This is a genomic window from Pseudomonas sp. yb_2 (genome assembly GCF_043103905.1).
Taxonomy (GTDB): Bacteria; Pseudomonadota; Gammaproteobacteria; order Pseudomonadales; family Pseudomonadaceae; genus Aquipseudomonas; species Aquipseudomonas alloputida.
Window position 1 is genome coordinate 1 of record NZ_JBICKH010000082.1, and the last position, 24,480, is coordinate 24,480.

Annotated in this window: 20 protein-coding genes; 10 read left to right on the forward strand and 10 right to left on the reverse strand. The window is 63.2% G+C overall.

The genetic code is table 11. The features are described 5' to 3' along the window. Positions 1-33 precede the first annotated feature (33 nt). Positions 34-660, reverse strand: a complete 627-nt coding sequence (ycaC, locus tag ACF8FB_RS22695) for an isochorismate family cysteine hydrolase YcaC (RefSeq protein WP_003253573.1) — start codon at positions 658-660, stop codon at positions 34-36. Positions 661-731: 71 nt separating this feature from the next. Next, positions 732-1,094 carry an AraC family transcriptional regulator gene (locus ACF8FB_RS22700; RefSeq protein ID WP_020192890.1) on the reverse strand — a complete coding sequence of 121 codons (363 nt, stop codon included), beginning with the start codon at positions 1,092-1,094 and terminating at the stop codon, positions 732-734. Positions 1,095-1,274: 180 nt separating this feature from the next. Between ACF8FB_RS22700 and ACF8FB_RS22705 the strand changes: the two genes are divergently transcribed. The 3 genes from ACF8FB_RS22705 to ACF8FB_RS22715 all read left to right on the forward strand — a co-directional run bounded on the left by ACF8FB_RS22705 (position 1,275) and on the right by ACF8FB_RS22715 (position 5,222). Next, entirely contained in the window at positions 1,275-2,261 is a 987-nt protein-coding gene (locus ACF8FB_RS22705) for a GlxA family transcriptional regulator (RefSeq protein ID WP_392509848.1), read from the forward strand. 198 nt (positions 2,262-2,459) lie between these two features. Then, on the forward strand, positions 2,460-4,247 hold the full coding sequence (locus tag ACF8FB_RS22710) for a monovalent cation:proton antiporter-2 (CPA2) family protein (RefSeq protein WP_010955761.1): 1,788 nt from the start codon (positions 2,460-2,462) through the stop codon (positions 4,245-4,247). A 681-nt stretch (positions 4,248-4,928) separates the two neighbouring features. Beyond that, positions 4,929-5,222 carry a hypothetical protein gene (locus tag ACF8FB_RS22715; RefSeq protein WP_392509849.1) on the forward strand — a complete coding sequence of 98 codons (294 nt, stop codon included), beginning with the start codon at positions 4,929-4,931 and terminating at the stop codon, positions 5,220-5,222. 176 nt (positions 5,223-5,398) lie between these two features. On the opposite strand, the gene ycaC (ACF8FB_RS22720) is transcribed toward ACF8FB_RS22715, so the two are convergent. Next, complete coding sequence (gene ycaC / locus ACF8FB_RS22720) at positions 5,399-6,028, reverse strand: isochorismate family cysteine hydrolase YcaC (protein ID WP_010955763.1); 630 nt, start codon at positions 6,026-6,028, stop codon at positions 5,399-5,401. A gap of 228 nt (positions 6,029-6,256) precedes the next feature. Here ycaC (ACF8FB_RS22720) and ACF8FB_RS22725 point away from each other — a divergent pair, with 228 nt between their 5' ends. The 3 genes from ACF8FB_RS22725 (at position 6,257) to ACF8FB_RS22735 (ending at position 10,234) form a co-directional block, all read left to right on the forward strand. After that, positions 6,257-7,168 carry a LysR substrate-binding domain-containing protein gene (locus tag ACF8FB_RS22725; RefSeq protein ID WP_010955764.1) on the forward strand — a complete coding sequence of 304 codons (912 nt, stop codon included), beginning with the start codon at positions 6,257-6,259 and terminating at the stop codon, positions 7,166-7,168. A gap of 203 nt (positions 7,169-7,371) precedes the next feature. Then, the gene (locus ACF8FB_RS22730) at positions 7,372-8,634 is read left to right on the forward strand and encodes an OprD family porin (protein ID WP_392512067.1); all 1,263 of its coding nucleotides are present in this window, start codon (positions 7,372-7,374) and stop codon (positions 8,632-8,634) included. Between the two features lies 1 nt (position 8,635). Then, the gene (locus ACF8FB_RS22735; protein WP_274143879.1) at positions 8,636-10,234 is read left to right on the forward strand and encodes an MFS transporter; all 1,599 of its coding nucleotides are present in this window, start codon (positions 8,636-8,638) and stop codon (positions 10,232-10,234) included. Between the two features lie 169 nt (positions 10,235-10,403). Here the strand turns inward: ACF8FB_RS22735 and ACF8FB_RS22740 are convergent, their stop codons facing one another. From ACF8FB_RS22740 to ycaC (ACF8FB_RS22755), 4 genes are all read right to left on the reverse strand, one after another. Continuing rightward, positions 10,404-12,386 carry an amidohydrolase gene (locus ACF8FB_RS22740; protein ID WP_392512069.1) on the reverse strand — a complete coding sequence of 661 codons (1,983 nt, stop codon included), beginning with the start codon at positions 12,384-12,386 and terminating at the stop codon, positions 10,404-10,406. Between the two features lie 199 nt (positions 12,387-12,585). Continuing rightward, a complete protein-coding gene (locus ACF8FB_RS22745; RefSeq protein ID WP_010955768.1) occupies positions 12,586-13,404 on the reverse strand; it encodes an alpha/beta fold hydrolase in 819 nt (272 codons plus the stop codon). Positions 13,405-13,444: 40 nt separating this feature from the next. Continuing rightward, positions 13,445-13,753: a hypothetical protein gene (locus ACF8FB_RS22750; protein ID WP_020193757.1), complete on the reverse strand. Its 309-nt coding sequence runs from the start codon at positions 13,751-13,753 to the stop codon at positions 13,445-13,447. A gap of 117 nt (positions 13,754-13,870) precedes the next feature. Further along, the gene (ycaC, locus tag ACF8FB_RS22755; protein WP_003253552.1) at positions 13,871-14,500 is read right to left on the reverse strand and encodes an isochorismate family cysteine hydrolase YcaC; all 630 of its coding nucleotides are present in this window, start codon (positions 14,498-14,500) and stop codon (positions 13,871-13,873) included. A gap of 320 nt (positions 14,501-14,820) precedes the next feature. Here ycaC (ACF8FB_RS22755) and ACF8FB_RS22760 point away from each other — a divergent pair, with 320 nt between their 5' ends. After that, positions 14,821-16,248 (forward strand): mechanosensitive ion channel domain-containing protein, encoded by a 1,428-nt coding sequence (locus ACF8FB_RS22760; RefSeq protein WP_392509852.1) that lies wholly within the window; start codon positions 14,821-14,823, stop codon positions 16,246-16,248. A gap of 108 nt (positions 16,249-16,356) precedes the next feature. Here the strand turns inward: ACF8FB_RS22760 and ACF8FB_RS22765 are convergent, their stop codons facing one another. Then, positions 16,357-17,643: an FAD-binding oxidoreductase gene (locus ACF8FB_RS22765; RefSeq protein WP_010955771.1), complete on the reverse strand. Its 1,287-nt coding sequence runs from the start codon at positions 17,641-17,643 to the stop codon at positions 16,357-16,359. 157 nt (positions 17,644-17,800) lie between these two features. After that, entirely contained in the window at positions 17,801-19,291 is a 1,491-nt protein-coding gene (locus tag ACF8FB_RS22770; protein WP_003253547.1) for an aldehyde dehydrogenase family protein, read from the reverse strand. 135 nt (positions 19,292-19,426) lie between these two features. On the opposite strand from ACF8FB_RS22770, the gene ACF8FB_RS22775 reads away from it, so the two are divergent. Further along, positions 19,427-20,317: a LysR family transcriptional regulator gene (locus tag ACF8FB_RS22775; protein ID WP_010955772.1), complete on the forward strand. Its 891-nt coding sequence runs from the start codon at positions 19,427-19,429 to the stop codon at positions 20,315-20,317. A 175-nt stretch (positions 20,318-20,492) separates the two neighbouring features. Further along, the gene (locus tag ACF8FB_RS22780; RefSeq protein WP_004575228.1) at positions 20,493-21,887 is read left to right on the forward strand and encodes a VOC family protein; all 1,395 of its coding nucleotides are present in this window, start codon (positions 20,493-20,495) and stop codon (positions 21,885-21,887) included. A gap of 98 nt (positions 21,888-21,985) precedes the next feature. Here the strand turns inward: ACF8FB_RS22780 and ACF8FB_RS22785 are convergent, their stop codons facing one another. Beyond that, positions 21,986-22,912: a LysR substrate-binding domain-containing protein gene (locus ACF8FB_RS22785; protein ID WP_010955774.1), complete on the reverse strand. Its 927-nt coding sequence runs from the start codon at positions 22,910-22,912 to the stop codon at positions 21,986-21,988. A 157-nt stretch (positions 22,913-23,069) separates the two neighbouring features. Here ACF8FB_RS22785 and ACF8FB_RS22790 point away from each other — a divergent pair, with 157 nt between their 5' ends. Next, positions 23,070-24,458, forward strand: a complete 1,389-nt coding sequence (locus tag ACF8FB_RS22790; RefSeq protein WP_392509853.1) for a NorM family multidrug efflux MATE transporter — start codon at positions 23,070-23,072, stop codon at positions 24,456-24,458. Positions 24,459-24,480: the final 22 nt, after the last annotated feature.

Here is a 24,480-nt window from a genome sequence, read left to right on the forward strand (position 1 = left end):
GTTTACCCGCGAAGAGGCCAGTACAGGTTTACATCAGCGCGAGGCCAGCGCTGCGTAGCTGTTCATCAGGTTGCGGTAGTTGGGGATACGCTGCGACAGCAGGTTACCCAGCCCTTCGATGTCGTTGCGCCAGTCGCGGTGCAGTTCGCAGGCCACCGAGAACCAGTTCATCATCTGCGCACCCGCCTGGGTCATGCGTACCCAAGCCGCTTGCTGCACGGTTTCGTTGAAGGTGCCCGAGGCATCGGTCACCACGAACACTTCAAAGCCTTCCGCCAGCGCCGACAGGGTCGGGAAGGCCACGCACACATCGGTCACCACACCGGCGATGATCAGTTGCTTGCGGCCCGTGGCCTTGATTGCCTTGACGAAGTCTTCGTTGTCCCAGGCGTTGATCTGGCCCGGACGGGCAATGTACGGCGCATCCGGGAACATCTCTTTCAGCTCGGGCACCAGCGGGCCATTCGGGCCTTGCTCGAAGCTGGTGGTGAGGATGGTCGGCAGGCCAAAGAACTTGGCCAGGTCGCCCAAGGCCAGCACGTTGTTCTTGAATTCGTTGGGCGAAAAATCCTGCACCAGCGAGATCAGACCGGTCTGGTGGTCGACCAGCAGCACCACGGCGTCGTCTTTGTTCAGGCGCTTGTAATCGGGTTGGCTCATGGGGTGACTCCTTGGGTTGGGATAACGGGCCGGCACTGTCCGCAGGGGTTATACCGGTGGATAGCATTGGCTTAAGAAAGTGTCTGCGCCTGCCGCCAGGCCTTGGGTGGCTGGCCGACCAGGCGGCTGAAAGCACGGGTGAAATGGGCCTGGTCACAAAAGCCGCATTCCAGGCTCACGTGGGTGATAGGCGCCTCGGTGGCAAGCAAGCGCTTGGCCTTTTCCATGCGCGCCAGCAGGCGCCAGGCCTGCGGCGAAAGGCCGGTGTTGACTTTGAACGCGCGGGAAAAATGGCTGCGGGTAAGGTTGCATACCGCGGCGATCTCGATGATCGACAACGGGCTATGCAACATCAGCTCCTTGGCCCGGCGCAGCCGCGCGGGCGTGAGTGCGCCGGGGGTTTGCAGCGGCGCTTCGGGCGTCCCAGGGTACATGGCGACTCTCCTGTTCAATGCAGAAAGTCTCGCCCCCGGCACATGACGAAGTCCTGAGCCAAACCTGAATTGTTGTTAATTGTGCGCTGCTGGCCCTGGGCGTTTTGCCGATACCTTAAGATGCGTTTCGTATTCAGCTTCTGGCCGCTACCCGCGGTCGGCATTCAAGGCGAAAGAGGTATGCAGGAAAAACCCGCCCACCGCACCGTGGCCATGGTGCTGTTCAACGATGTGTTACTGCTGGATGTCACCGGTCCCATGGATGCATTCGCCATCGCCAACCGGTTCTTGCCTGCAGCACGGCAATATCGGCTGCTGACCTTGGCCGAGGGGCAAGCAGTGGTACGCGGCTCATGCGGCCTGAAGGTAGTGGCCGACCGGCGCCTGGAAGACTTGCCGGAGGCCGTCGACCTGTTGCTGGTGCCGGGCGGCCCTGGGGCCTATGACATCGCCCTGCCAGGGATCGAGCGCTGGCTGCCCAAGGCCGTGCGCCAGGCAAAGCGCTTCGGTGCCATCTGCACCGGGGTGTTCCTGCTGGGGCGGGCCGGGTTACTGAATGGCTATCGCTGCACCACCCACTGGAACTACGTGGAGCGCCTGGCACAGGCGTTTCCCGAAGCCAAGGTGGAGACCGAGCAGATTTACGTGATGGACCGCTGCCTGATCACCTCGGGCGGTATCACAGCAGGGATCGACCTGGCACTGGCGGTGGTCGCCGAGGACCATGGCAAGGCGCTGGCCCTGGAAGTAGCCAAGGTACTGCTGGTAGCCCGCCACCGTCAGGGTGGGCAGACACCCTACGGGCCATTGCTGGCTGCGGTACCACGCGATGACTCGCCGATTGCCCGGGTGCAGGCCTATATCGTCGACCACATCGATCAGGCGTTCACCGTGCAGAAAATGGCCGAACTGGTGGCCATGAGCGGGCGTAACTTTGCCCGGACGTTTCTGCGCGAGGTGGGCATTACGCCGCTGCAGTACCTGCAGAATGCGCGCATCGACCGTGCGCGCAAGCTGCTCGAATGCGGTGACCTGCCGATGAAGGTGGTGGCGGCGCAGTGCGGGTTTGGCAGTGATCGACACATGCGCAAGGTATTCTTTGAGCGAATTGGCATGACGCCGGCGCAGTATCGGGCACAGTTTGGTGGCGGTGAACAGTCCGATTAGCGCTGCCTTCTTCGCGGGCGCGCCCGCTCCCACAGAGATAGCACAGGCCTTGAGCCCAGGTAAGCGCCGGCACCGATCGTCACTCTGAACAGGACAATGTTTCTTCCCGTCAGATGATTGTCTGACCCCACCCCACCCCTCAGAATTGTCCGTCAAACTGTTCGAACGCTGCCCCGGCAGCTCATGGAGTACGAGCCAATGCCACACGAAGGCAGCCTTCTACAAACCGCGGTGATCTTCCTGCTTGCCGCCGTCCTCGCCGTCCCTCTGGCCAAGCGCCTGCAACTGGGTGCCGTGCTCGGCTACCTGCTCGCCGGTGTGGTCATAGGCCCGCAAGCACTTGGCCTGATCCGCGACACAGAAAGCGTGGCGCACATTTCCGAACTGGGCGTGGTTTTGCTGCTGTTCATCATCGGCCTGGAACTGTCGCCCAAACGCTTGTGGCTGATGCGCAAGTCGGTGTTTGGTGTCGGCACTGCCCAAGTGGTGCTGACCGGCGCAGTCATCGGCGCCATCGCCCTGTTCGGCTTCAGCCAGACGCTACCAGCAGCCATCGTGCTCGGTCTGGGCCTGGCGCTTTCGTCCACCGCCCTTGGCCTGCAGAGCCTGGCCGAGAGCAAGCAGCTCAATGCACCGCACGGCCGTCTGGCGTTCGCCATCCTGTTGTTCCAGGACATCGCCGCGATCCCGCTGATCGCCTTGGTACCGCTGCTGGCCGCCAGTGGCCCGGACACCAGCCAAGGCGACAGCCTGCAACACGGCCTGAAGGTATTCGCCAGCATCGCCGTGGTGATCATCGGCGGTCGCTACCTGTTGCGCCCGGTGTTCCGCACCGTGGCCCGCACCGGCCTGCCAGAAGTGTCTACTGCCACCGCACTGCTGGTAGTGATCGGCACCGCCTGGCTGATGGAAGAAGCGGGTATCTCCATGGCCCTTGGCGCTTTCCTCGCCGGCCTGCTGCTGGCCGACTCGGAATACCGTCACGAGCTGGAATCGCAGATCGAACCCTTCAAGGGCCTGCTGCTGGGGCTGTTCTTCATCAGCGTGGGCATGGGCGCCAACCTGCGCCTGCTGCTGGAAATGCCACTGGTGGTGCTGGGCCTGACCCTGTTGCTGGTGGCCGTGAAGCTGCTGTTGCTGATAGGCGTCGGCCGCTTGGTCGGCGGCCTGAACAGCGCCAGCGCCCTGCGCCTGGGCATGGTGCTGGCGGCCGGTGGCGAGTTCGCCTTCGTGGTGTTCAAGCTGGGCAAGGACCAAGGCCTGTTCGATACCCAGACCTACGACCTGCTGCTGATGACCATTACCCTGTCAATGGCCATCACCCCGCTGCTGATGCTGGGTTGCGCCCGCGCCCTCAAACGCCCGCAACCGGCGCGTGAAGTGCCCGAGCAGTACAAGCAGATCCAGACGGATACACCGCGGGTGGTGATCGTCGGCATGGGCCGCATGGGCCAGATCGTCGCGCGCATCCTGCGGGCACAGAAGATCCCGTTCATTGCCCTGGAAACCTCGGTGGACACCATCGAGATGACCCGCATGTTCGAACAGGTGCCGGTGTTCTACGGCGACCCGCTGCGCCCGGAGGTGTTGCACGCCGCCAAGGTGGGTGAAGCGGAGTATTTCATCATCACCATTGATGACCCTGAAGCCGCCATTCATACCGCCGCACGGGTGAAGCGTCTGTACCCTCACCTGAAGGTGCTGGCCCGGGCGCGTAACCGCCAGCATGTGCACAAATTGGCGGATGTGGGCGCCGAGCCGATTCGCGAGACGTTCTACTCCAGCCTGGAAATGACCCGCCGGGCACTGGTGGGGTTGGGCCTGAGCGATGAACAGGCGGCGGACCGCATTGCACGGTTTACCCAGCATGACGAAGAGGTGCTGGAGGCCCAGGGACAAGTGCGTGATGACCGGGCCAAGGTGATGCAGACGGCCAAGGAGGCGCGGGTGGAGCTGGAGCGGTTGTTTGATTCGGATGCGGATTGAGCCTTTTGGCGCATGCCTTGAGGGTTGTAGTGCGTGTGAGATCGAGCGCCGCCCGCGCGGCGCATCGCGAGCAAGCTCGCTCCTACATCTGTTTCGGGCCAGTATCGCCTGTGCCTGCGCGCGCGACCGCCTTGTTTGTACGACACGATATCGAGCCATGCGCCAAAGCGTTCGCGCGCAAATCCCACAGGAATAATTGGCCCGAAACAAATGTAGGAGCGAGCTTGCTCGCGATGCGCCGCGCGGGCGGCGCTCGATCTCATGGGCGCCCAAAAACTATCGCCAGGCACCTAGAAGCCATCATGCAATTTCCTGACGATCACCTCGCCGCCATTACGCACAAAAAACCATCACAAGATCGTCTAATTCTCAGCGGGGTCCTACTTCCCCGCGAATCATTTCCTACGTTCGCGCCAATCCCGAGGAATTATCCTACGCATCGTGTTGACGCCCGTCTGATTGTCCGGGGAAGGCCTGCTCTCTAGGCTAACCAGGTCGCTGTCGGTTCAGCGATCGGGTGTGGAAACCCGTCTGATCTGAGGTGCTGTCTTCAATGGCAGTTGTGCGCGGGAGGCCGTATGGCCTACCGGGTTGCCTCTCACCGGTTTTCCACCCCGCGTACAACTGCCACCCTTCGCGTGGAAACGGATGGTTGCAGTACAACCTAGAGAGCTTACTGCAATGAAAAAGATTGTTCCGGATCCCCCCCTCCCCAACACCACCCAACGCTCTTTCAGCCGCTGCGATGCCGGCCATCCTGCATTGTTTACCGTAAACCCCGGCGTCTCGGCCCACGATGCCCTGGTGCATGTCGCCCAATACCTGCGCGGCGCCTACGACTGTGGCTACAAAGCCCTGGAGCATCTGGATGACACAGGCAAGAGCCTGTTCTGGAGCAACCTGAACGCACTCGAAATGGCAGAAGGGTTGGTTGAGGCATTGCTGGATGGGATTGAGTCACAGCCCATGAACTGAGTCGCCTGCACCGACCCTTTCGCGGGCACGCCCGCTCCCACAGGTACTGCACTGGCGTTGAATCTTGCGCGATCCCTGTGGGAGCGGGCTTGCCCGCGAAGAGGCCGGTACAGCAAACAAGAAAGGCCGGCTCCCTACAGAGAGAGCCGGCCTTTGTGCACGTTGCTGGTGGTTGATTACTTACCCGCAGTCAGCGCGTTATAGCTGGTCATCAGGTTGCGATAATCCGGAATGTGGTTGGAGCAAAGTGCAGCCAGCCCTTCGACATCGTTGCGCCAGTCGCGGTGCAGCTCGCAGGCCACGCCGAACCAGGTCATCAGTTGGGCACCCGCCTGGCTCATGCGGTCATGCGCGGCATCACGGGTCATTTCATTGAAGGTGCCGGAAGCATCGGTCACCACGAACACCTCAAATTCTTCCTCCAAGGCCGACAGCGCCGGGAACGCCACGCAAACCTCGGTCACAACACCTGCAATGATCAGCTGCTTCTTGCCGGTCGCCTTCACCGCCTTGACGAAATCCTCGTTGTCCCAGGCGTTGATCTGGCCAGGGCGGGCAATGTACGGCGCATCCGGGAACAGGGCTTTCAGTTCCGGCACCAGCGGGCCGTTGGGGCCTTGCTCGAAGCTGGTGGTGAGGATGGTCGGCAGGTTGAAGAACTTGGCCAGGTCAGCCAGCGCCAGCACGTTGTTCTTGAACTTGTCTGGCTCGATATCGCGCACCAGCGACAGCAGGCCAGCCTGGTGGTCAACCAGCAGTACGGCAGCGTCGTCTTTGTTCAGGCGGTTGTAGGTGAATTTGCTCATGGTCTGTGCTCCTAAGGGTTATGAATTTTTCAGCAATCCGGGGTGTTTCGCGTTGATGGGCACAGATTAAAATCATCACCTTTGCGGCGGTAGTTAGCAGAATCTGGCTTTAGCGTTCTGATTTATGAACGATGGATTTGTAGGGGCTGTGTCGGCCTCTTCGCGGCTGAAGCCGCTCCTACAAGCGAAGAGGCCGGCACAGGCAACCAAATACCCGGAGACCGACCATTGGAAGACCTCAACTCCCTCTACTACTTCACCCAGGTCGTCGAACATGGCGGCTTCGCCCCGGCCGGGCGGGCGCTGGACATGCCCAAGTCAAAACTCAGCCGGCGAATCGCCGACCTTGAAGACCGCCTGGGTGTGCGGCTGTTGAACCGCACCAGCCGCCACTGCTCGCTGACCGAAATCGGCCAGGCCTATTACAACCGCTGCCTGGCCATGCGCGTGGAGGCCGAGGGCGCGGCGGAAATCATCGAGCGCAACCGCAGTGAACCGCGCGGCCTGGTGCGCATCAGTTGCCCGACCACTCTGCTCAACTCCTGGGTCGGGCCGATGCTGACCCGCTACATGCTCAAGTACCCGCAGGTGGAGCTGTTCATCGAAAGTACCAACCGCCGTGTCGACCTGTTGCACGAGGGCTTCGATATTGCTCTGCGGGTGCGCTTTCCGCCGCTGGAGAACACTGACATGGTGATGAAGGTGCTGAGCAACAGCACCCAGTGCCTGGTCGGCCAGCCTCAATACCTGGCGCAACTGCCCAAAGGGTTTGACCCACAGCTGCTGGGCACACTACCCAGCGTGCATTGGGGCAGTGCACAGCGCGAGTACCAGTGGGAACTGTTCCAGGGTGAGGACAACAGCCGCAGCATCGTCATCCCGCATACACCACGCATGGTGACTGACGACCTGTTTGCCCTGCGCCATTTCGTGGTGGCCGGAGTGGGGATCGCCCACTTGCCGCGGGTGGCGGTGCGTGAGGATCTGGCGGCGGGACGTCTGGTTGAGCTGATTCCGGACTGGCACCCGCGTTGCGGTATCGTGCATGCGATCTTCCCATCGCGACGTGGGTTGCTGCCTTCGGTGCGAGCGCTGATCGATCATCTGGCTGAGGAGTTCGCCATCAGCGACATGGCTTGAGTGCCTGGCTGGCTGAGCCGGCCTCTTCGCGGGCATGCCCGCTCCCACAGGTATTGCACAAGGCTCGGGGCCAGTGGCAAACCCGTAGGAACGCGCGCGCCCGCGAAAAGGCCGGCACAGGTAAACCGCTCCCCCAGCACACCCTTACAAGACCCCTGGCCTATCCTTGCTCCACAGTCCCGGATCATCCCCCGGAGCTCCCCATGATCCGCGCCACACACGGACCAGGCCGCGCCCTGCTCGCCACCCTCGCCCTCTGGCCGGCGCTGAGCCACGCCGAAGCGCCCGGCTGGTCGCTGCTCAGCCGCAACTATTTCCTGCACAGTGACTTCCGCTCGCCCTCCGGCAGCGGCCAGAACTATCGCCAGGAATGGGCCCAAGGCTTCATCGGCGAGGTGCGTTCCGGTTTCACCGAAGGCACTGTCGGCGTCGGCATCGATGCCCATGGCTTTCTTGGCCTCAAGCTCGACGGCGGCCGCGGCCATAGCGGCACCGGCCTGCTGCCACGCGACAGCGATGGCCGCGCCGAGTCCGAGTACTCCAGCGCCGGTGCCGCGCTCAAAATGCAGTTAGGCAACACCCAACTGCGCTATGGCGAGATGATGGTGGAAACCCCGGTGTTCGACACCGGTGACAAACGCCTGCACCCGGAATACGCCACCGGCTGGTGGGTGGAAAACACCGACCAGCCCGACTGGCGCCTGCAGGCCGGGCGTTTCACTGCCTTCAACAACCAGGACAACAGCTCCACCCACGACGACTTCAGCGGCTACGGCGCGACCACCCACAACCGGGCCATCAGCCTGGCCGGTGCCACCTTCGCACCCAACGGGCCGTTCGGCGCCGCAGTGTATGCCGGGCAGCTGGAAAACACCTGGCGCCAGGCCTACCTCAACCTGAACCTGGCCGAGGGCAACTGGCGCCTGGACGGCAACCTGTACAAAACCCGCGACACCGGCAACGCCAGCGCCGGGGCGATCGACACCCTCGCCTACAGCCTGCTGGCCAGGTACAGCTTCGGCGCCCAGGCGCTTAGCCTGGCCTACCAGAAGGTCGAGGGCGACACCCCGTTCGACTTCGTCGGCGGCGACTCCATCTACCTGGCCAACGCGATCAAGTACGCCGACTTCAACGGCCCTGGCGAGCACTCGTGGCAACTGCGCTATGACCTGAACTTCGCCACCCTCGGCGCACCTGGCCTGAGCCTGATGGGCCGCTATGTCAGCGGCCGCGGCATCGACGGCAGCCATGCGCCTGCGGGCGGCGCCTATGTGAACCAGTACGGCGACGGCGGCAAGCACTGGGAACGCGACATCGACCTGAAATACGTGGTGCAGTCGGGGGCTGCCAAGGACCTGAGCCTGTCGTTCTCCCACGTCAGCCACCGCGCCAACCAAGCCCAGGCGGGCGATGATATCGACCGCATCTACCTGATCATCGAATACCCACTCAAAGGCAGCTTCTGACATGAGTACATCCCCTTCAGGTGCCTGGAGCCCGTTGCGTAACACCACCTTCCGCATGCTGTGGATCGCCACCATCGCCTCCAACATCGGCACCTGGATGCACGAGGTGGGCGCCGGCTGGCTGATGACCACGCTGTCGGCCAGCCCGCTGCACGTGGCGTTGATCCAGGTAGCCGGCTCGTTGCCGATGTTCTTCCTGGCCCTGCCGGCGGGCGCAGCGGCGGACATCGTCGACAAACGCCGCTACCTGTTGCTGGTGCAGCTGTGGATGTCTTGCGTAGCGGTCGTGCTGGCGGCCCTGACCTTGCTCGGGATGATGAACGTCACCTTACTGCTGGTGCTGACCCTGGCACTGGGCATCGGCACAGCGCTGATGATGCCGGCGTGGAGCGCACTGACACCGGAACTGGTGGGCAAGGAGGACCTGGCCAACGCGGTGGCGCTTTCCAGTGTCGGCATCAACGTGTCACGGGCCATCGGCCCGGCACTGGCGGGGGTGGTGGTGAGCATGGTCGGCCCGTGGCTGACCTTTGCCCTGAATGCCATCTCGTTCGCGGGTGTGATCCTGGTGTTGTTCCTGTGGAAGCGCGAGGTGAAGGAACCACTGCTACCGGCCGAACGCTTCGTTGGCGCCATGCGCACCGGGTTGCGCTTTGCCCGCAGTGCCAAGCCTTTGCAGGCCGTGATGCTACGCGCGTTGGCGTTCTTTTTCTGCGCCAGCGCCGGCACTTCGCTGCTGCCACTGATCGTGCGTGGCGAGATGCACGGCACTGCAGCGGACTTCGGCCTGCTGCTGGCGGCCATCGGTATTGGCGCAGTGGCGGGTGCCACCTTGCTGCCGCGCCTGCGTGAGCGCATCAGCCGTGACCGGCTGGTGTTACTGGCCAGCCTGTTGTATGCCCTGTTCCTGCTGGCCCTGGCGTTGGTGCGCAATTTCTATGCGCTGCTGCCCGCGATGCTGCTCAGTGGCGCGGCGTGGATCGCGGTGCTGTCCAACCTGCAAGTGGCTGCACAGACTTCGGTGCCAGCCTGGGTACGGGCGCGGGCTTTGTCGGTATACATTCTGATTTTCTTCGGCGCCATGGCCTGTGGTGGCCTGCTGTGGGGCACGCTGGCCAGCCATGCAACGCTCACCTTCAGCCTGCTGGTGGCCGCAGGCGGCCTGGCGCTGGGTACCTTGCTGACCTGCAAGGTGGCGCTGCCGGAAACCGAGGCAGAAGAGCTGACGCCGTCGCTGCATTGGCCGGTGCCGGTGTTAAGCGATGACATGGATAAGGAAGTCGGACCGGTGATGGTCACCGTCGAGTACCACATCGCCCCCACCAAGGCCGAGGCCTTCCAGCAGGCGGCGCGGGAGCTGGAAGCGATGCGCAAGCGCAATGGCGCATTGTCGTGGGGGTTGATGCGGGACAGTGCTGATCCGGCGTTGTGGCTGGAGTTCTTCTTCGAGGAATCGTGGCTGGAGCATCTGCGACATCACCACCGGGTGACCCGTGGTGAACTGAAGATCGAGGCGCGGGTCAGGATGCTGCAGACCGATGGGGTTGAGGTGCGGATTCGGCATCTATTGGCTGGTGGGGAGCATAAGGCACACCATTGATGCTGGCCTTTGCGGCCCTTTCGCGGGTAAACCCGCTCCTACAACGGCCTGTGCCCAACACCCGGTGTGTGTCTACCGTTGTAGGAGCGGGTTTACCCGCGAAAGGGCCGGCACTGACGACACAAAAAAGGGGCCAGTCATTGGCCCCCGCTCTTAACATCAGCTCAGCTTAAAAAGCGAAGCACGAACAGCCCAGCGCCCCCCAGAAGCCCTGGAAGTCATTGACCGGAACACTCGATTTGCGCGCCTTGTCATGGCTGTGTGCATGCACTCCGCACGGCCCCGAGCACTGGTGCACCGCGGCTGCCAACGATGGCGTACCGACACGCCAGTGCCCAGGCACCTTGGTCACCGGCGACCACTCCGGCAGCACCGGCACCTGCGGTGGGCCAAACTTGTCGAACTCGCCAGCACCGTACACCACCTTGCCATCAACGATGGTCAGCACCGACTCGATGCCCTTGATCGCCTCTTCATCGACACTGAAGAAGTCCAGCGACAATGCTGCCAGGTCAGCCAGCTGGCCCACCTTGATCTGGCCTTTCTTGCCTTGCTCACTGGAGAACCAGGCGCTGCCCTGGGTGAACAGTTGCAGCGCGGTGTCACGGCTCAGGCCTTCCGGGTACAGCTCCATGCCACCGACCGTCTTGCCGCTGACCAGCCAGTACAGTGAGGTCCATGGGTTGTAGCTGGACACCCGAGTGGCATCGGTACCCGCGCCAACCGGCACGCCCATCTCGAGCATGCGTTTGATCGGCGGGGTCTGCTCGGCGGCCTTGGCGCCGTAGCGGTCGACGAAGTACTCACCCTGGAAGGCCATGCGGTCCTGGATGGCAATACCACCGCCCAGCGCACGCACGCGCTCGATGTTCTGCGGGGTGATGGTTTCGGCGTGGTCGAAGAACCAGGGCAGGCCGTTGAATGGAATGTCGCGGTTGACCTTCTCGAACACGTCGAGCATGCGCGTGATCGATTCGTTGTAGGTGGCGTGCAGGCGGAATGGCCAGCGCTGCTCGACCAGGTGGCGCACCACCGGCTCCAGTTCTTCTTCCATGGTCTGCGGCAGGTCCGGGCGCGGCTCGAGGAAGTCCTCGAAGTCGGCGGCAGAGAACACCAGCATTTCGCCCGCGCCATTGTGGCGCAAGAAGTCGGTACCGCTGTGCAGCTTGACGCTGGAGGTCCACTTCTTGAAGTCGTCCAGTTCTTCCTTGGGCTTCTGGGTGAACAGGTTGTAGGCGATGCGTACGGTCAATTGATCGTTGTCGGCCAGCTCCTGGATCACGGAGTAGTCGTCGGGGAAGTTCTGGTAGCCGCCGCCGGCGTCGATGGCGCTGGTCAGGCCCAGCCGGTTGAGTTCACGCATGAACTGGCGAGTGGAGTTGACCTGATACTCCAGCGGCAGCTTAGGCCCCTTGGCCAGCGTGGCGTAGAGGATCATCGCGTTAGGGCGGGCGATCAGCATGCCGGTGGGGTTGCCGAACTTGTCGCGCTGGATCTCGCCACCTGGCGGGTTCGGCGTTTCCTTGGTGTAGCCGACGGCCTTGAGCGCGGCGCGGTTGAGCAACGCGCGGTCGTACAGGTGCAGCAGGAACACCGGGGTGTCGGGTGCGGCCTGGTTGATTTCCTCCAGGGTGGGCATGCGCTTTTCGGCGAACTGGTATTCGTTCCAGCCACCGACCACGCGCACCCACTGCGGGGTAGGCGTGCGCGCAGCCTGGTCCTTGAGCATGCGCAGGGCATCGGCCACTGACGGTACCCCTTCCCAACGCAGCTCGAGGTTGTAGTTCAGACCGCCACGGATCAGGTGCAGGTGCGAGTCATTGAGGCCCGGGATCACCGTGCGCTGCTTGAGGTCGATGATCTGCGAGGCGGCACCCTTGTGGGCCATGGCCTCGGCGTCGCTGCCCACGGCGATGAAGCGGCCGTCCTTGATGGCGACGGCGGTCGCGGTGGGCTTTTCGCGGTCAACGGTGTGCAGTTTGCCGTTGAACAGAATCAGGTCGGCGGTCATGGAACCTCCTTGCGTGGATGCGTGAGCGGAACCGGCTTGGCCGGTAAAAGGCAATGCGGACCAGAGTGCGCCAGCGGCACCAAGCACAGTGCTGGTGGCGAGGAACTGGCGACGGGTCTTGTCGTTGCGATCCTGGGACATGGGCTTCTCCGACTAGGGGCCGGCAGGGGGACTGCGAAGCATGCCGGTTGATGCAAGGCCTGGGCTTGAATGGATGTGCGGTGGGTTGAAGAAGGTTAGCCCTGGTCAAGCTTTTTGCTGCCTGGGCCGGCCTCTTCGCGGGTAAACCCGCTCCTACAACGTCTGTAGGAGCGGGTTTACCCGCGAATGTTTCCCACAATTACCGCTGAAGGAACGCCAGCAAGTCCTCATTCAGCTGCTGCGCATGAGTCACTGCAAAACCGTGCGGCGCCCCGGCATACACCTTCAGCTCGGCGCCACGAATCAGCTCCGCCGCCTGCTTGCCAGTGGTCTCGAACGGCACAATCTGGTCGTCATCGCCATGGATCACCAACGTCGGCACATCGACCTTGGCCATGTCCGGACGGAAATCGGTCTCCGAGAAGGCCGTCACACAATCCAGGGTGCCTTTGATGGACGCCATCAGCGCAATGTTCAGGGTCTGCGTCTGCACACCCTGGGACACCTGCTGCCCATGGTTCAGGCCGTAGAACGGCGTGGCGAAATCGGCGATGAACTGCGCGCGGTCGGCACGCAGGCCGGCCCGGATGCCCTCGAACACCGACAGGTCGACACCGTCAGGGTTATCGTCACGCTTGCCGAACACTGGCGTCACCGCGCCCAGCAACACCAGCCCGGCCACCCGCTCGCTGCCGTGGCGGGCGATATAGCGGCTGACATCACCGCCCCCCATCGAGAAGCCCACCAGGGTGACGTCGCGCAGGTCGAGGTGCTCGATCAACTGGGCAATGTCATCGGCGAAGGTGTCGTAGTCGTAACCGTTCCACGGCTGGCTCGAGCGGCCGAAACCCCGGCGGTCGAAGGCGATGGCGCGGTAACCGCGGCTGGCCAGGAACTCCATCTGCGAATCCCACATGTCGGCATCCAGCGGCCAGCCGTGGCTGAACAGCACGGGCTTGCCGCTGCCCCAGTCCTTGAAATAGATCGAAGTGCCATCGCGGGTAACGAACGTGCTCATAGCGGTATCTCCTTGAAAGTGTCGAGATGAAGGCGTCGGCTCAGCCGCGCAGCCAGTTGGCGCAGCGGCGGGTTACCCAAGGCATGATGTAGAACACCACGGGCAGGATGACGAACAGGTTGACGATCAGGTTGCCGGTAATCACGCCGCCCAGCTGCGGGAAGCGCGCAAACAGCGGCGCCAGCAGTTGCGGGATGACCATGGTCATCGGGCAGATCACCAGGTAGGTCAGCAGTGCCTGCTTCCAGCGCGGCGGTTGCGCTGCCGGGGTGCCCGGCGAGCCATCAAGCACCTTGTGTTGCAGGCATACGGTGACCACTTCGCGGTTGTCATGGAGTGCGGTGTTCATCGGCGTTCCTTGGGATGAGCTTGCCCGCATCCACTGTGCTACGGCGGACGGGCGCTGGATTGAATAGGTGTGCTGCCCTGGGCGGGCACCGATTGGCGGTGCCCGCGGCAATTGCGCTTACTTGTTGGCGTTGAAGGCGTTGTAGCTGGTCATCAGGTTGCGGTAGTCCGGGATGTGGTTGGAGCACAGCGCGGCCAGGCCTTCGATGTCGTTGCGCCAGTCGCGGTGCAGCTCACAGGCCACGCCGAACCAGGTCATCAGTTGCGCACCTGCCTGGCTCATGCGGTCGTGGGCGGCGTCGCGGGTCATGGCGTTGAAGGTACCGGAGGCATCAGTGACCACGAACACGTCGAACTCTTCTTCCAGGGCCGACAGGGCCGGGAAAGCTACGCACACTTCAGTCACAACGCCGGCGATGATCAGTTGCTTCTTGCCAGTGGCCTTCACGGCCTTGACGAAGTCTTCGTTGTCCCAGGCGTTGATCTGGCCAGGGCGGGCAATGTAAGGGGCGTCCGGGAACAGGGCTTTCAGCTCTGGCACCAGTGGGCCGTTGGGGCCTTGCTCGAAGCTGGTGGTAAGAATGGTCGGCAGGTTGAAGAACTTGGCCAGGTCGGCCAGGGCCAGCACGTTGTTCTTGAACGCGTCCGGCTCGATGTCCCGCACCAGGGACAGCAGGCCCGCCTGGTGGTCAACCAGCAGTACAGCGGCGTCGTCTTTGTTCAGGCGGTTGTATTTGAAGTGGGTCATGGGGGTAGCTCCTAAGGGTTTTGATGTTCAGTAAGTTGGGTGTTTCGCGTTGATGGGAGAAGATTAAAACCACCACCTTTGGAGCGGTAGATAGTGGTTTTTGCCTTTAGCGTTCTGTTTTAGGAACGATAGATTGGCGTTGGTTTTGCTGGCCTCTTCGCGGGCACGCCCGTTCCCACAGGGATCGCACAAGATTCAAAACCAGCGCTTTACCTGTGGGAACGGGCAAGTCGCGAAGGGGCCAGCACAGGCTTGCATTGCCTGCCTGGCAAACCTGCTCTATTACTACCCACAGCCCTCCCCTCACCCCCGAGATCACCATGCTGGCGTTCATCCAGTCGTCCCCGTTGTTGCTCGGTTGCGCCTTGATCCTGCTCGACCTCGTGCTTTGGCAACTGATCCCCATTCAGCACCATGCCTGGCGCATCAGCGCGCGCCTGGTGATCTTCCTGCTGTTCAGCTCAGTGCTGATGGCCGCTGGCATGAGCCCGCTGCAACCACCGCCGTGGCCCGACGATGTCTCGCGCAACCTGATGGCCACGGTATTGGCCATCGGCTGGTGGCTGTTCGGTGCGCGCACGGTAACCGTGGTATTCGGCCTGTTGCTGGTGGCCCGTGGCAGCCATGGCGGGCGCTTGCTGCAGGATGTGCTGGGGGCGTTGATCTTCCTCGCCGCCGTGGTCGCGGCCGCAGGCTACGTGCTGCAACTGCCGGTAAAGGGCCTGCTGGCCACCTCCGGGGTAATGGCCATCGTCATCGGCCTGGCGCTGCAGAGCACACTGGCTGACGTCTTCAGCGGCATCGTGCTGAACACCACGCGGCCCTATCAGATTGGCGACTCAATCTCCATCGACGGTACCGAAGGCAAGGTCCTGGATATCGACTGGCGCGCCACGCGCCTGCTGACCGGTACCGGCAGCCTGGCGGTGATCCCCAACTCGGTAGCGGCCAAGGCGCGGCTGCTCAACCACAGTCGCCCGGCCGATGTGCACGGCGTATCGATCAGCGTGGTGGTCCCGGCCAAGGTGCGGCCCAAGCGCGTGTTCGATGCGCTGGAAAAAGCCTTGCAGGGCGTCAGTGCCATCCTTGCAACCCCGAAGCCGAAGGTGACGGTAAAGGCCTCGACTCTGGAGTCGGTGGAGTACGAGGCCAGCGGCTTCGTGGCCGATGCGGGCGCCAAGGGCGATGCACGTAACCAGCTGTTCGACCTGGCGCACCGGCACCTGGAGGCCAGCGGGGTGATGTGGAACGTCGACCTGGCCGTGCCGCCGCGCAGCCGCCAGCGCGAGGTGCTGGATGAGGTGCGAGTGTTCCGCTCGCTGAGTGACGAAGAGCGCGATGCGTTGAGCCAGCGCATGACTGCAGTCGAGTACCTGGCGGACCAGGTGATCCTGGGGGTGGGCGAGCATTCCGATCATCTGCTGGTGATTGGCAGCGGTGTGGTATCGGCCTCGGTGCGCGACGGAGACAAACTGTTGGAAGCCGGACGCATGGGGCCGGGTGAGGTGCTGGGGATCGAGGGGATCATCGACGAAGAAGATTCGCTGGCCGAATTCCGCACGCTGACCAGTTGCGTGCTGTACCGGATCGACAAGGAACAGGTGAAGAGCTGTTTGCAGCAGCGTGGCGAAGTGCAGACGGCGTTGAGCAAATTGCAGCGGTTCCGGCGGCAGAGCCGGGAGTCGTTGTTGTTGCAGAAGCCGGCTTCAATCAAGAAGGGTGGCTTCCTGAGTTGGTTGCACAAGTGAGCCTGTGCCGGCCTCTTCGCGGGTAAACCCGCTCCTACAAGTAGTGCACCGCCTGAGAGGGCTGTGGTGAACCTGTAGGAGCGGGTTTACCCGCGAAGAGGCCAGTACTTACAACACAACCCTCAGGCACTGCCCCGCGTGGTACAGCGAAAAACCGGACTCATAGAACGCTGTCCGCAGCGAAGGCGCGCTCACACCGCTCATCGGCGAAAACGGAATCGGCAGGCTGTCCGCCTCGCCCTTGAGCAGGAACTCGGCAAACGCCCGGCCAATCACGGTGCCGGTCGTGTTACCCCGCCCGTTGTACCCAGTCACCGCCACCAACCCAGGCGCCGGCTCGAACAGGCGCATCAGGTGGTCAGGGGTGAAGTCGATGCAGCCGGTCCAGTGCATTTCCCACTCGACCTTGCCCAGCTCCGGGTAATAGTGGCTCTGGATGCGATCGGCCCAGCTGCGCACGAACCAGGCTGGCTTGTTGTCGACCCGGCCCAGGCTGCCGAGCAGCAGGCGGCCCTGATCGTCGCGGCGGATGCTGCTGAGCACGGTGCGGGTGTCCCACGAACCTTGGCCATGTGGCAGTACCTTGTCGGCTGCGATGCCCTGCAGCGGTTTGGAGGCTACCTGATAGTAATAACCGCGGAAGAACTGCTTCTGCAGGTTGCTCCAGTCACCTTCGGTGTAGGCGCCGGTGGAAATCACCACCTTTTCGGCGCGCACAGCGCCACGCGCAGTCTTCACTCGCCAGCCATCACCTTCACGCTCCAGGCCTTCGACCGAAGACTGCTGGAAAATCTTGCCGCCCAGGCGCGTTACAGCAGCCGCCAGGCCCTGGGTGTAGCCCATGGGGTTGATGGTGCCAGCACGGCGATCAAGCAGCGCAGCGGAAATCTTGTCGGTACCGCAGTATTCCTGGCACTGGGCACCGGTCAGCAGCTCGACGTCGGCACCTCGGCGGCGCCATTGTTCGTGACGCGCTTCGAGGTCGGCGATACCGGTGGCGTTGTGCGCCATGTGCAGCGTGCCTTTGTGCTGGGCCTGGCAGTCGATGCCGAGGCGCTCGATCATGGCGAACACTTCAGCCGGGGCTTCGCCAAGCACCTTGTTCAGGCGGCTACCCTGCTTCTGGCCAAGGGTGGCCTCGACGTCGTCGGGGCGGATCCACGTGCCGGCGTTGACCAGGCCTACGTTGCGCCCGGAGCCACCGTGGCCGATCTTCCAGGCCTCCAGCACGATCACCGACTTGCCCTGTTCGAGCAGGTGGATGGCCGCCGACAGGCCGGTAATACCGCCGCCGATCACACAGACATCGGCCTTGTGCTCACCGGCCAGGGCCTGGGCGGCGACGGTCGGTTTGCTGACGTGTTCCCACAAGCATTGTTGACGCAGTTCGGACATGGCCGGCTCCAGCAATTTGTTCTTGTTGGGGCCGCAGGGCGGCCCTTTCGCGGGTAAACCCGCTCCTACAGGGGTCGGTGTCGCTTGGACGAACCCTGTAGGAGCGGGTCTACCCGCGAACCGGGGGCCAGGCCCCCGGCCATGCAGCATCAATACATCAGTCGAACACGATACCCTGCGCCAGCGGCAGCTCGCGCGAGTAGTTCACGGTGTTGGTCTGGCGACGCATGTAGCCTTTCCAGGCATCCGAGCCCGACTCACGGCCACCGCCGGTTTCCTTCTCGCCACCAAACGCACCACCAATCTCGGCGCCGCTGGTACCGATGTTGACGTTGGCGATGCCGCAGTCGCTGCCCGAGGCGCTCTGGAAGCGCTCGGCTTCACGGATGTCGGTGGTGAAAATGCACGACGACAGACCTTGTGGCACTTCGTTGTTCAGGCGCAGGGCCTCCTCGAAGTCGTCGTAGGCCAGCACGTACAGGATCGGTGCGAAGGTTTCGTGGCGCACCACGTCACTTTGCGCCGGCATTTCAGCAATGGCTGGCGAAACGTAGTAGGCGTTCGGGTACTGGTCGGCCAGCTGACGCTCGCCACCGAATACCTGGCCACCTTCGTCGCGGGCCTTGGCCAGTGCGCCCTGCATGGCGTCGAACGACTGCTTGTCGATCAGCGGGCCGACCAGGTTGTCTTTACGTGGGTCGCCGATGCGCACTTTGCCGTAGGCGGCTTTGACGCGGGCAACCACTTCGTCCTTGATCGAACGGTGCACGATCAGGCGGCGCAGGGTGGTGCAACGCTGGCCGGCAGTGCCGACAGCCGAGAACAGGATGCCGCGCACGGCCAGGTCCAGGTCGGCGCTCGGGGCCAGGATCATGGCGTTGTTGCCGCCCAGTTCCAGGATGCTGCGGCCGAAGCGGGCAGCAACGCGTGGGCCGACTTCGCGACCCATGCGGGTACTGCCGGTGGCGCTGACCAGCGGTACGCGCGGGTCGTCGACCATGGCTTCGCCAGCTTCACGGCCGCCGATCACCAGTTGTGCCAAGCCAGCCGGAGCATCGCCGAAGGCTTTCAGGGCTTTTTCGAACAGCGCCTGGCAGGCCAGGGCGGTCAGCGGAGTCTTCTCGGACGGTTTCCATACCACCGAGTTGCCGGCCACCAGGGCCAGGGCGGTGTTCCAGGCCCACACGGCAACCGGGAAGTTGAAGGCGCTGATCACGCCGACCACACCCAGCGGGTGCCAGGTTTCACGCATGTGGTGGCCCGGGCGCTCGGAAGCGATGGTCAGGCCGTACAGCTGGCGCGACAGGCCAACGGCGAAGTCGCAGATGTCGATCATTTCCTGCACTTCACCCAGGCCTTCCTGGGTGATCTTGCCGGCTTCGATCGAGACCAGCTCGCCGAGGTCGGCCTTGTGCTCACGCAGCACTTCGCCGAACAGGCGCACCAGTTCGCCACGGCGCGGAGCCGGCACACTGCGCCAGGCTTCGAAGGCGCTCTGGGCCTGATCGATGCGGGCGATGGTCTCGGCCTTGCCGAGCAGTTTCACCGAGGCGATCTGGCTGCCGTCGATCGGCGTGTGAACAGGGTAGTCGCCCTGGGTGTAAGCCTCGGCGGCAACGCCAAGGCGCTCGAGCAATCCAGCAACCATTTGTGCATCTCCTACATCGGTGATGGGGTGGAAAAATGATGTGGATCAGTATTAATCCGATCACATAGGTACAACAAACGACCTTTATTCCGCATATCATTCCGTCAGGTAATGATTTGAGCCGCAGAGACCGCTATGTCAAAACGCCTGGTACCCTCCATGACCGCCCTGCAGTGCTTTGAAGCTGCAGCCCGCCATCTGAGTTTTACCCGTGCCGCCGAAGAACTGCACCTGACCCAGAGCGCGGTCAGCAAGCAGGTGGCGCAGCTGGAAGACATGCTGCGCCACCACCTGTTCCTGCGCATCCGCCGGCGCTTGCAGCTGACCCCGGCCGGCAGCCTGTACCTGGCCGAGGTCAACAAAATCCTGACCCAGGTGGATATGTCCAGCCGCTATGTGCTCACCTACGGCGAGCAGACCGAGATATTGAAGGTAGCCACTCAACCGAGTTTTGGCGTGCGCTGGTTGATCCCGCACCTCAAGGGGTTTGGCAAACGGCACGGCAATATCCACCTGGACATTCGCAACGAGATGGAGCCGTTCGCCCTGCTGCAAGGCTCGGCTGACGTGGTGTTCTTCTATGGCCAGGGCACCTGGCCGGGGGCCACTTGCGTGGAGTTGTTTCGCGAGGAGGTGGTGCCGGTGTGTGCGCCAGAGCTGCTGGCCGGGCGCAAGCTGGCCGGTGCCGAGGAGCTGGCCGAGCTGGTGCTGCTGCAAAGCACCTCGCGCCCGGAGGCCTGGCATGAGTGGTTCCTGGAGCAGGACCTGCAGAGCGTCAGCGCTTACCACGGGCCGCGCTTCGATACGTTCTATATGGCGTTGAGTGCAGCACAGGCCGGGTGCGGGGTAGCGCTGGTGCCGCGCTACCTGGCGGCGAAGGAACTGGCCGACGGTAGCCTGGTGGTGCCGTGGAACCATGCAATGCGCAGTGCCGGAGCGCATTACCTGGCGTATGCCGAGCATGCGGCAGAGGTGCCAAAGGTGCGGGCGCTGGTGGAATGGATTGGCGAGCAGTTGCAGGTTTGACGGCCTCTTCGCGGCTAAAGCCGCTCCTACGGGGACCGCGTAGGCGCGGCTTTAGCCGGGAAAGGGCCGTCGAGGTCGATCAAAAAAGGAATGACACACTCACTTTTTTTCGCTTGTGAGCAAAGTGCATTCCCAGCTTTCATGTAAGCGTCCGAACCCAACCAGGAAGCTAGCGATGCCCGCCAACGATTTCGTCAGCCCAGACAGCATCCGCGCGCAGTTCTCTGCCGCCATGTCGCTCATGTACAAACAGGAAGTGCCGCTGTACGGCACGCTGCTGGAGCTGGTGAGCGAAATCAACCAGCAGGTGATGGCCCAGCAACCCGAAGTGGCAGAGGCCCTGCGCTGGACCGGCGAAATCGAGCGCCTGGACCAGGAACGTCACGGCGCCATCCGCGTCGGCACCGCCGAAGAACTGGCCACCATCGCCCGCCTGTTCGCCGTCATGGGCATGCAACCGGTCGGCTATTATGACCTCAGCTCCGCTGGCGTACCGGTGCATTCCACTGCCTTTCGCGCGGTGCACGAGCAATCGCTGCATGTCAGCCCGTTCCGTGTGTTCACCTCGCTGCTGCGCCTGGAGCTGATCGACAACCCGCAGTTGCGCGAGCTGGCACAGAGCATCCTGGCCAAGCGCCAGATCTTCACCTCCCGCGCCCTCGAACTGATCGCCCAGTGTGAGCGCGAGGGTGGCCTTGACGCCGCGGATGCAGAGACGTTCGTGCAGGAAGCGCTGCACACCTTCCGCTGGCACCAGGACGCTACCGTCACGGCCGAGCAATACCAGCAGCTGCACGACCAACACCGCCTGATCGCCGATGTGGTGGCCTTCAAGGGCCCGCACATCAACCACCTGACCCCGCGTACCCTGGATATCGATGCAATCCAGCTCGGCATGCCTGCCAAGGGCATCCCGCCGAAGGCCGTGGTTGAAGGCCCGCCCACCCGCCGCCACCCGATCCTGCTGCGCCAGACCAGCTTCAAGGCCCTGCAGGAAACGGTCGCCTTCCGCGACCAACAAGGCCGCGAAGGCAGCCACACCGCGCGCTTTGGCGAAATCGAGCAACGCGGCGCGGCGCTGACGCCGAAAGGTCGCCAGCTTTACGACAAGTTGCTCGACGCTACCCGCGCTGCGCTGGGTGGCGCTCCGGCCGAAGCCAATGCCGAGCGTTACATGGCGCTGCTACAGGCAAACTTTGCCGAGTTCCCGGATGACCTGGCGCAAATGCGCGAACAGGGCCTCGCATATTTCCGCTACTTCGCCACCGAGAAAGGCCTGGCCGCACGCGACCAGGAAGGCCGCCCGACCACCCTGCAAGGCTTGATCGACGCGGGCCACGTGCACTTCGAGGCGCTGGTGTACGAGGACTTCCTGCCGGTGAGTGCGGCGGGGATCTTCCAATCCAACCTGGGCGACGATGCGCAGGCCGAATACGGCAGCAACGCCAACCGCGAAGCGTTCGAAGCGGCGCTGGGGTTGCAGGTACAGGATGAGCTGGCGCTGTATGCGCAAAGCGAGCGCCGGTCGCTGCAGGCCTGTGCACAGGCGTTGAACCTGGGTTCGATGTAAATCTGTACCGGCCTCTTCGCGGGCTCGCCCGCTCCCACAGGTACAGGGCATACGACCTGTGGGAGCGGGCGAGCCCGCGAAGAGGCCGGTGCAGGTGATCAAAGACGCGGCAGGATTTCCACATCCGGCAAATCCATTGCCGCCACCTCGCCTTCCAGGAACGCACTCAACCGCCGCAACCGCTCGCCGCCTCGCCGGGTGCGCGGCCACACCAGGTAGTAATCCATGCCGCTGGGCACCGCCGTCGGCCATGGCAGGCTCAAGCGCTTCTGCGCCACATCTTCGGCCACCATCAGCAGGTCGCCCATGGATATCCCGTAGCCACGCGCCGCGGCAATCATGCCCAGCTCCAGGGTATCGAACACCTGGCCGCCCTTGAGCGACACCTGGTCGCCAAGCCCCATCCGCTCCAGCCATTCCCGCCAGTCACGCTTGTCCACCGTGGGGTGCAGCAGTTCGACAGAGGCCAGCCTGCAAACATCCCAGGGCTCCTCGTCGAGCAGGTCCGGCGCGCCGACCGGGATCAGTAGCTCAGGGAACAGCTTGCGCACCTCCCACTCCGGCGGGAATACCCCGTCGCTGAGCAACACCGCGCAATCGAATGGCTCCTGGTTGAAATCCACATGGTCGACATCCATCCAGGCGCTGGTCAGCTGCACTTCATTGCCCGGCTGCAGATGCCGAAAGCGGCTAAGGCACGCCAGCAACCAGCGCATGGTCAGGGTCGAGGGGGCTTTCATGCGCAGTATGTCGTCTTCACCACACAAGGTTTCACAGGCCCGCTCAAACGCCGCGAAGCCCTCGCGCACGCCCGGCAGCAGTACCCGCCCCGCTTCGGTAAGTTGCAGGCTGCGGCCACTGCGCACGAACAGGCGGCAGGCAAAATGCTCCTCCAGCGTACGGATATGCCGGCTGATGGCGCTTTGGGTGATAGAAAGCTCTTCGCCCGCACGGGTGAAGGAGCTTAGCCGCGCGGCAGCTTCGAATGCGCGCAGGGCATACAGCGGTGGTAGCTGGCGTGGCATGAGGCACCTGCAATATGGGCGTGTGAGGCAAATCACCGAGAAGCCTATATACATGAGTTCAACTCATGCCAACTATCGCTTTTATCCTTTTGTGCAAAGTTGACCGAAGCCTCAGAATCGCCCTTCGTTGATCACCCCAGAATGAAGGACTGCCCCCATGCACGTCGCGCCCACCACAGAACTCAAGGCTTTGCTGCGCCTGGCCGGGCCGCTGATTGCCTCGCAGTTGGCGCACATGCTGATGGTGCTGACCGACACCCTGATGATGGCCCGCATCAGCCCTCAGGCTTTGGCGGGTGGTGGCCTGGGGGCAGCCAGCTATTCGTTCGTATCGATCTTCTGCCTGGGCGTGATCGCCGCCGTCGGCACGCTGGTGGCCATTCGCAAGGGTGCCAACGACATCGAAGGCGCCACCCGACTGGCGCAGAACGGCCTGTGGCTGGCCTGGGCCTTGGCGCTGTTCGCCGCGCTGGTGTTGTGGAATCTTGAACCTGTGCTGCTGCTTTTCGGGCAGAAGCCCGAGAACGTGGCCTCGGCCGCCGAATTTCTCACCCTGCTGCCACTGGCCCTGCCCGGTTATCTGACCTTCATGGCCTTGCGTGGCTTCACCAGCGCGCTGGGTCGCTCGACCCCGGTGATGGTCATCAGTTTGTTCGGCACGGTGCTCAACTACCTGTTCAACGTGGCACTGATCGAAGGCATGTTCGGCTTGCCCAAGCTGGGCCTGATGGGTATCGGTCTGGTCACCGCAGTGGTGTCGATGGGCATGGCCACTGCCTTGGCGTTGTATATCCGCTGGCATCCGGCCTATACCGCCTACCCGCTGCGCAAGGGCCTGTCACGCCCATCACTGGCGGCCCTGCGCGAGCTGTGGCGGCTGGGCCTGCCGATTGGCGGTACCTACATGGTGGAAGTGGGCCTGTTCGCCTTCGCCGCGCTGTGCATGGGCGTGCTGGGCAGCACCGAACTGGCGGCGCACCAGATTGCCCTGCAGATCGTGTCCACGGCATTCATGGTGCCGACTGGCTTGTCCTATGCGGTGACCATGCGCGTCGGCCTGTACTACGGCGCTGGCAACCTGCTGGCGGCGCGCAGCGCCGGGCGGGTGGGCATCGGGTTTGGGGCCATGATCATGTTTGCCTTCGCCACGCTGTTCCTGCTGCTGCCCGAAGCACTGGTAGGCCTGTTCATCGACCGTAATGACCCGGCCTTTGCCGCGATCTTCCAGGTGGCCGTGCAGTTGTTGATGGTGGCGGCGTGGTTCGAACTGTTCGACGGCATGCAGACGATTGCCATGGGCTCGATCCGTGGGTTGAAAGATGCCAAGACCACCTTCCTGATCGGGCTGGTGTGCTATTGGCTGGTGGGGGCGCCGAGTGCCTGGCTGTTCACCTTTACGCTGGGCGGTGGTGCAGTAGGGATCTGGTGGGGGCTGGCGCTGGGGCTGGCATGTGCGGCGGTGGCGCTGACCTTTGGTTTTGAGTGGCGGATGAAGCGGTTGTTGGGGAAGGCTTGGGCTACCGGGAAGGCGACGGCTTCGGCCTGACGTGGGGGCCTATTCGCGGGTA

Excerpts from the sequence above, each read along its gene's own strand:
- ACF8FB_RS22700 (WP_020192890.1), bottom strand. The coding sequence starts at position 1,094 with ATGTACCCTGGGACGCCCGAAGCGCCGCTGCAAACCCCCGGCGCACTC.
- ACF8FB_RS22735 (WP_274143879.1), top strand. The coding sequence starts at position 8,636 with ATGAGTACATCCCCTTCAGGTGCCTGGAGCCCGTTGCGTAACACCACC.
- ycaC (WP_003253573.1), bottom strand. The coding sequence starts at position 660 with ATGAGCCAACCCGATTACAAGCGCCTGAACAAAGACGACGCCGTGGTG.
- ACF8FB_RS22750 (WP_020193757.1), bottom strand. The coding sequence starts at position 13,753 with ATGAACACCGCACTCCATGACAACCGCGAAGTGGTCACCGTATGCCTG.
- ACF8FB_RS22715 (WP_392509849.1), top strand. The coding sequence starts at position 4,929 with ATGAAAAAGATTGTTCCGGATCCCCCCCTCCCCAACACCACCCAACGC.
- ACF8FB_RS22705 (WP_392509848.1), top strand. The coding sequence starts at position 1,275 with ATGCAGGAAAAACCCGCCCACCGCACCGTGGCCATGGTGCTGTTCAAC.
- ACF8FB_RS22710 (WP_010955761.1), top strand. The coding sequence starts at position 2,460 with ATGCCACACGAAGGCAGCCTTCTACAAACCGCGGTGATCTTCCTGCTT.
- ycaC (WP_010955763.1), bottom strand. The coding sequence starts at position 6,028 with ATGAGCAAATTCACCTACAACCGCCTGAACAAAGACGACGCTGCCGTA.
- ACF8FB_RS22780 (WP_004575228.1), top strand. The coding sequence starts at position 20,493 with ATGCCCGCCAACGATTTCGTCAGCCCAGACAGCATCCGCGCGCAGTTC.
- ACF8FB_RS22730 (WP_392512067.1), top strand. The coding sequence starts at position 7,372 with ATGATCCGCGCCACACACGGACCAGGCCGCGCCCTGCTCGCCACCCTC.
- ACF8FB_RS22765 (WP_010955771.1), bottom strand. The coding sequence starts at position 17,643 with ATGTCCGAACTGCGTCAACAATGCTTGTGGGAACACGTCAGCAAACCG.
- ACF8FB_RS22790 (WP_392509853.1), top strand. The coding sequence starts at position 23,070 with ATGCACGTCGCGCCCACCACAGAACTCAAGGCTTTGCTGCGCCTGGCC.
- ycaC (WP_003253552.1), bottom strand. The coding sequence starts at position 14,500 with ATGACCCACTTCAAATACAACCGCCTGAACAAAGACGACGCCGCTGTA.
- ACF8FB_RS22775 (WP_010955772.1), top strand. The coding sequence starts at position 19,427 with ATGTCAAAACGCCTGGTACCCTCCATGACCGCCCTGCAGTGCTTTGAA.
- ACF8FB_RS22745 (WP_010955768.1), bottom strand. The coding sequence starts at position 13,404 with ATGAGCACGTTCGTTACCCGCGATGGCACTTCGATCTATTTCAAGGAC.
- ACF8FB_RS22760 (WP_392509852.1), top strand. The coding sequence starts at position 14,821 with ATGCTGGCGTTCATCCAGTCGTCCCCGTTGTTGCTCGGTTGCGCCTTG.
- ACF8FB_RS22740 (WP_392512069.1), bottom strand. The coding sequence starts at position 12,386 with ATGTCCCAGGATCGCAACGACAAGACCCGTCGCCAGTTCCTCGCCACC.
- ACF8FB_RS22770 (WP_003253547.1), bottom strand. The coding sequence starts at position 19,291 with ATGGTTGCTGGATTGCTCGAGCGCCTTGGCGTTGCCGCCGAGGCTTAC.
- ACF8FB_RS22785 (WP_010955774.1), bottom strand. The coding sequence starts at position 22,912 with ATGCCACGCCAGCTACCACCGCTGTATGCCCTGCGCGCATTCGAAGCT.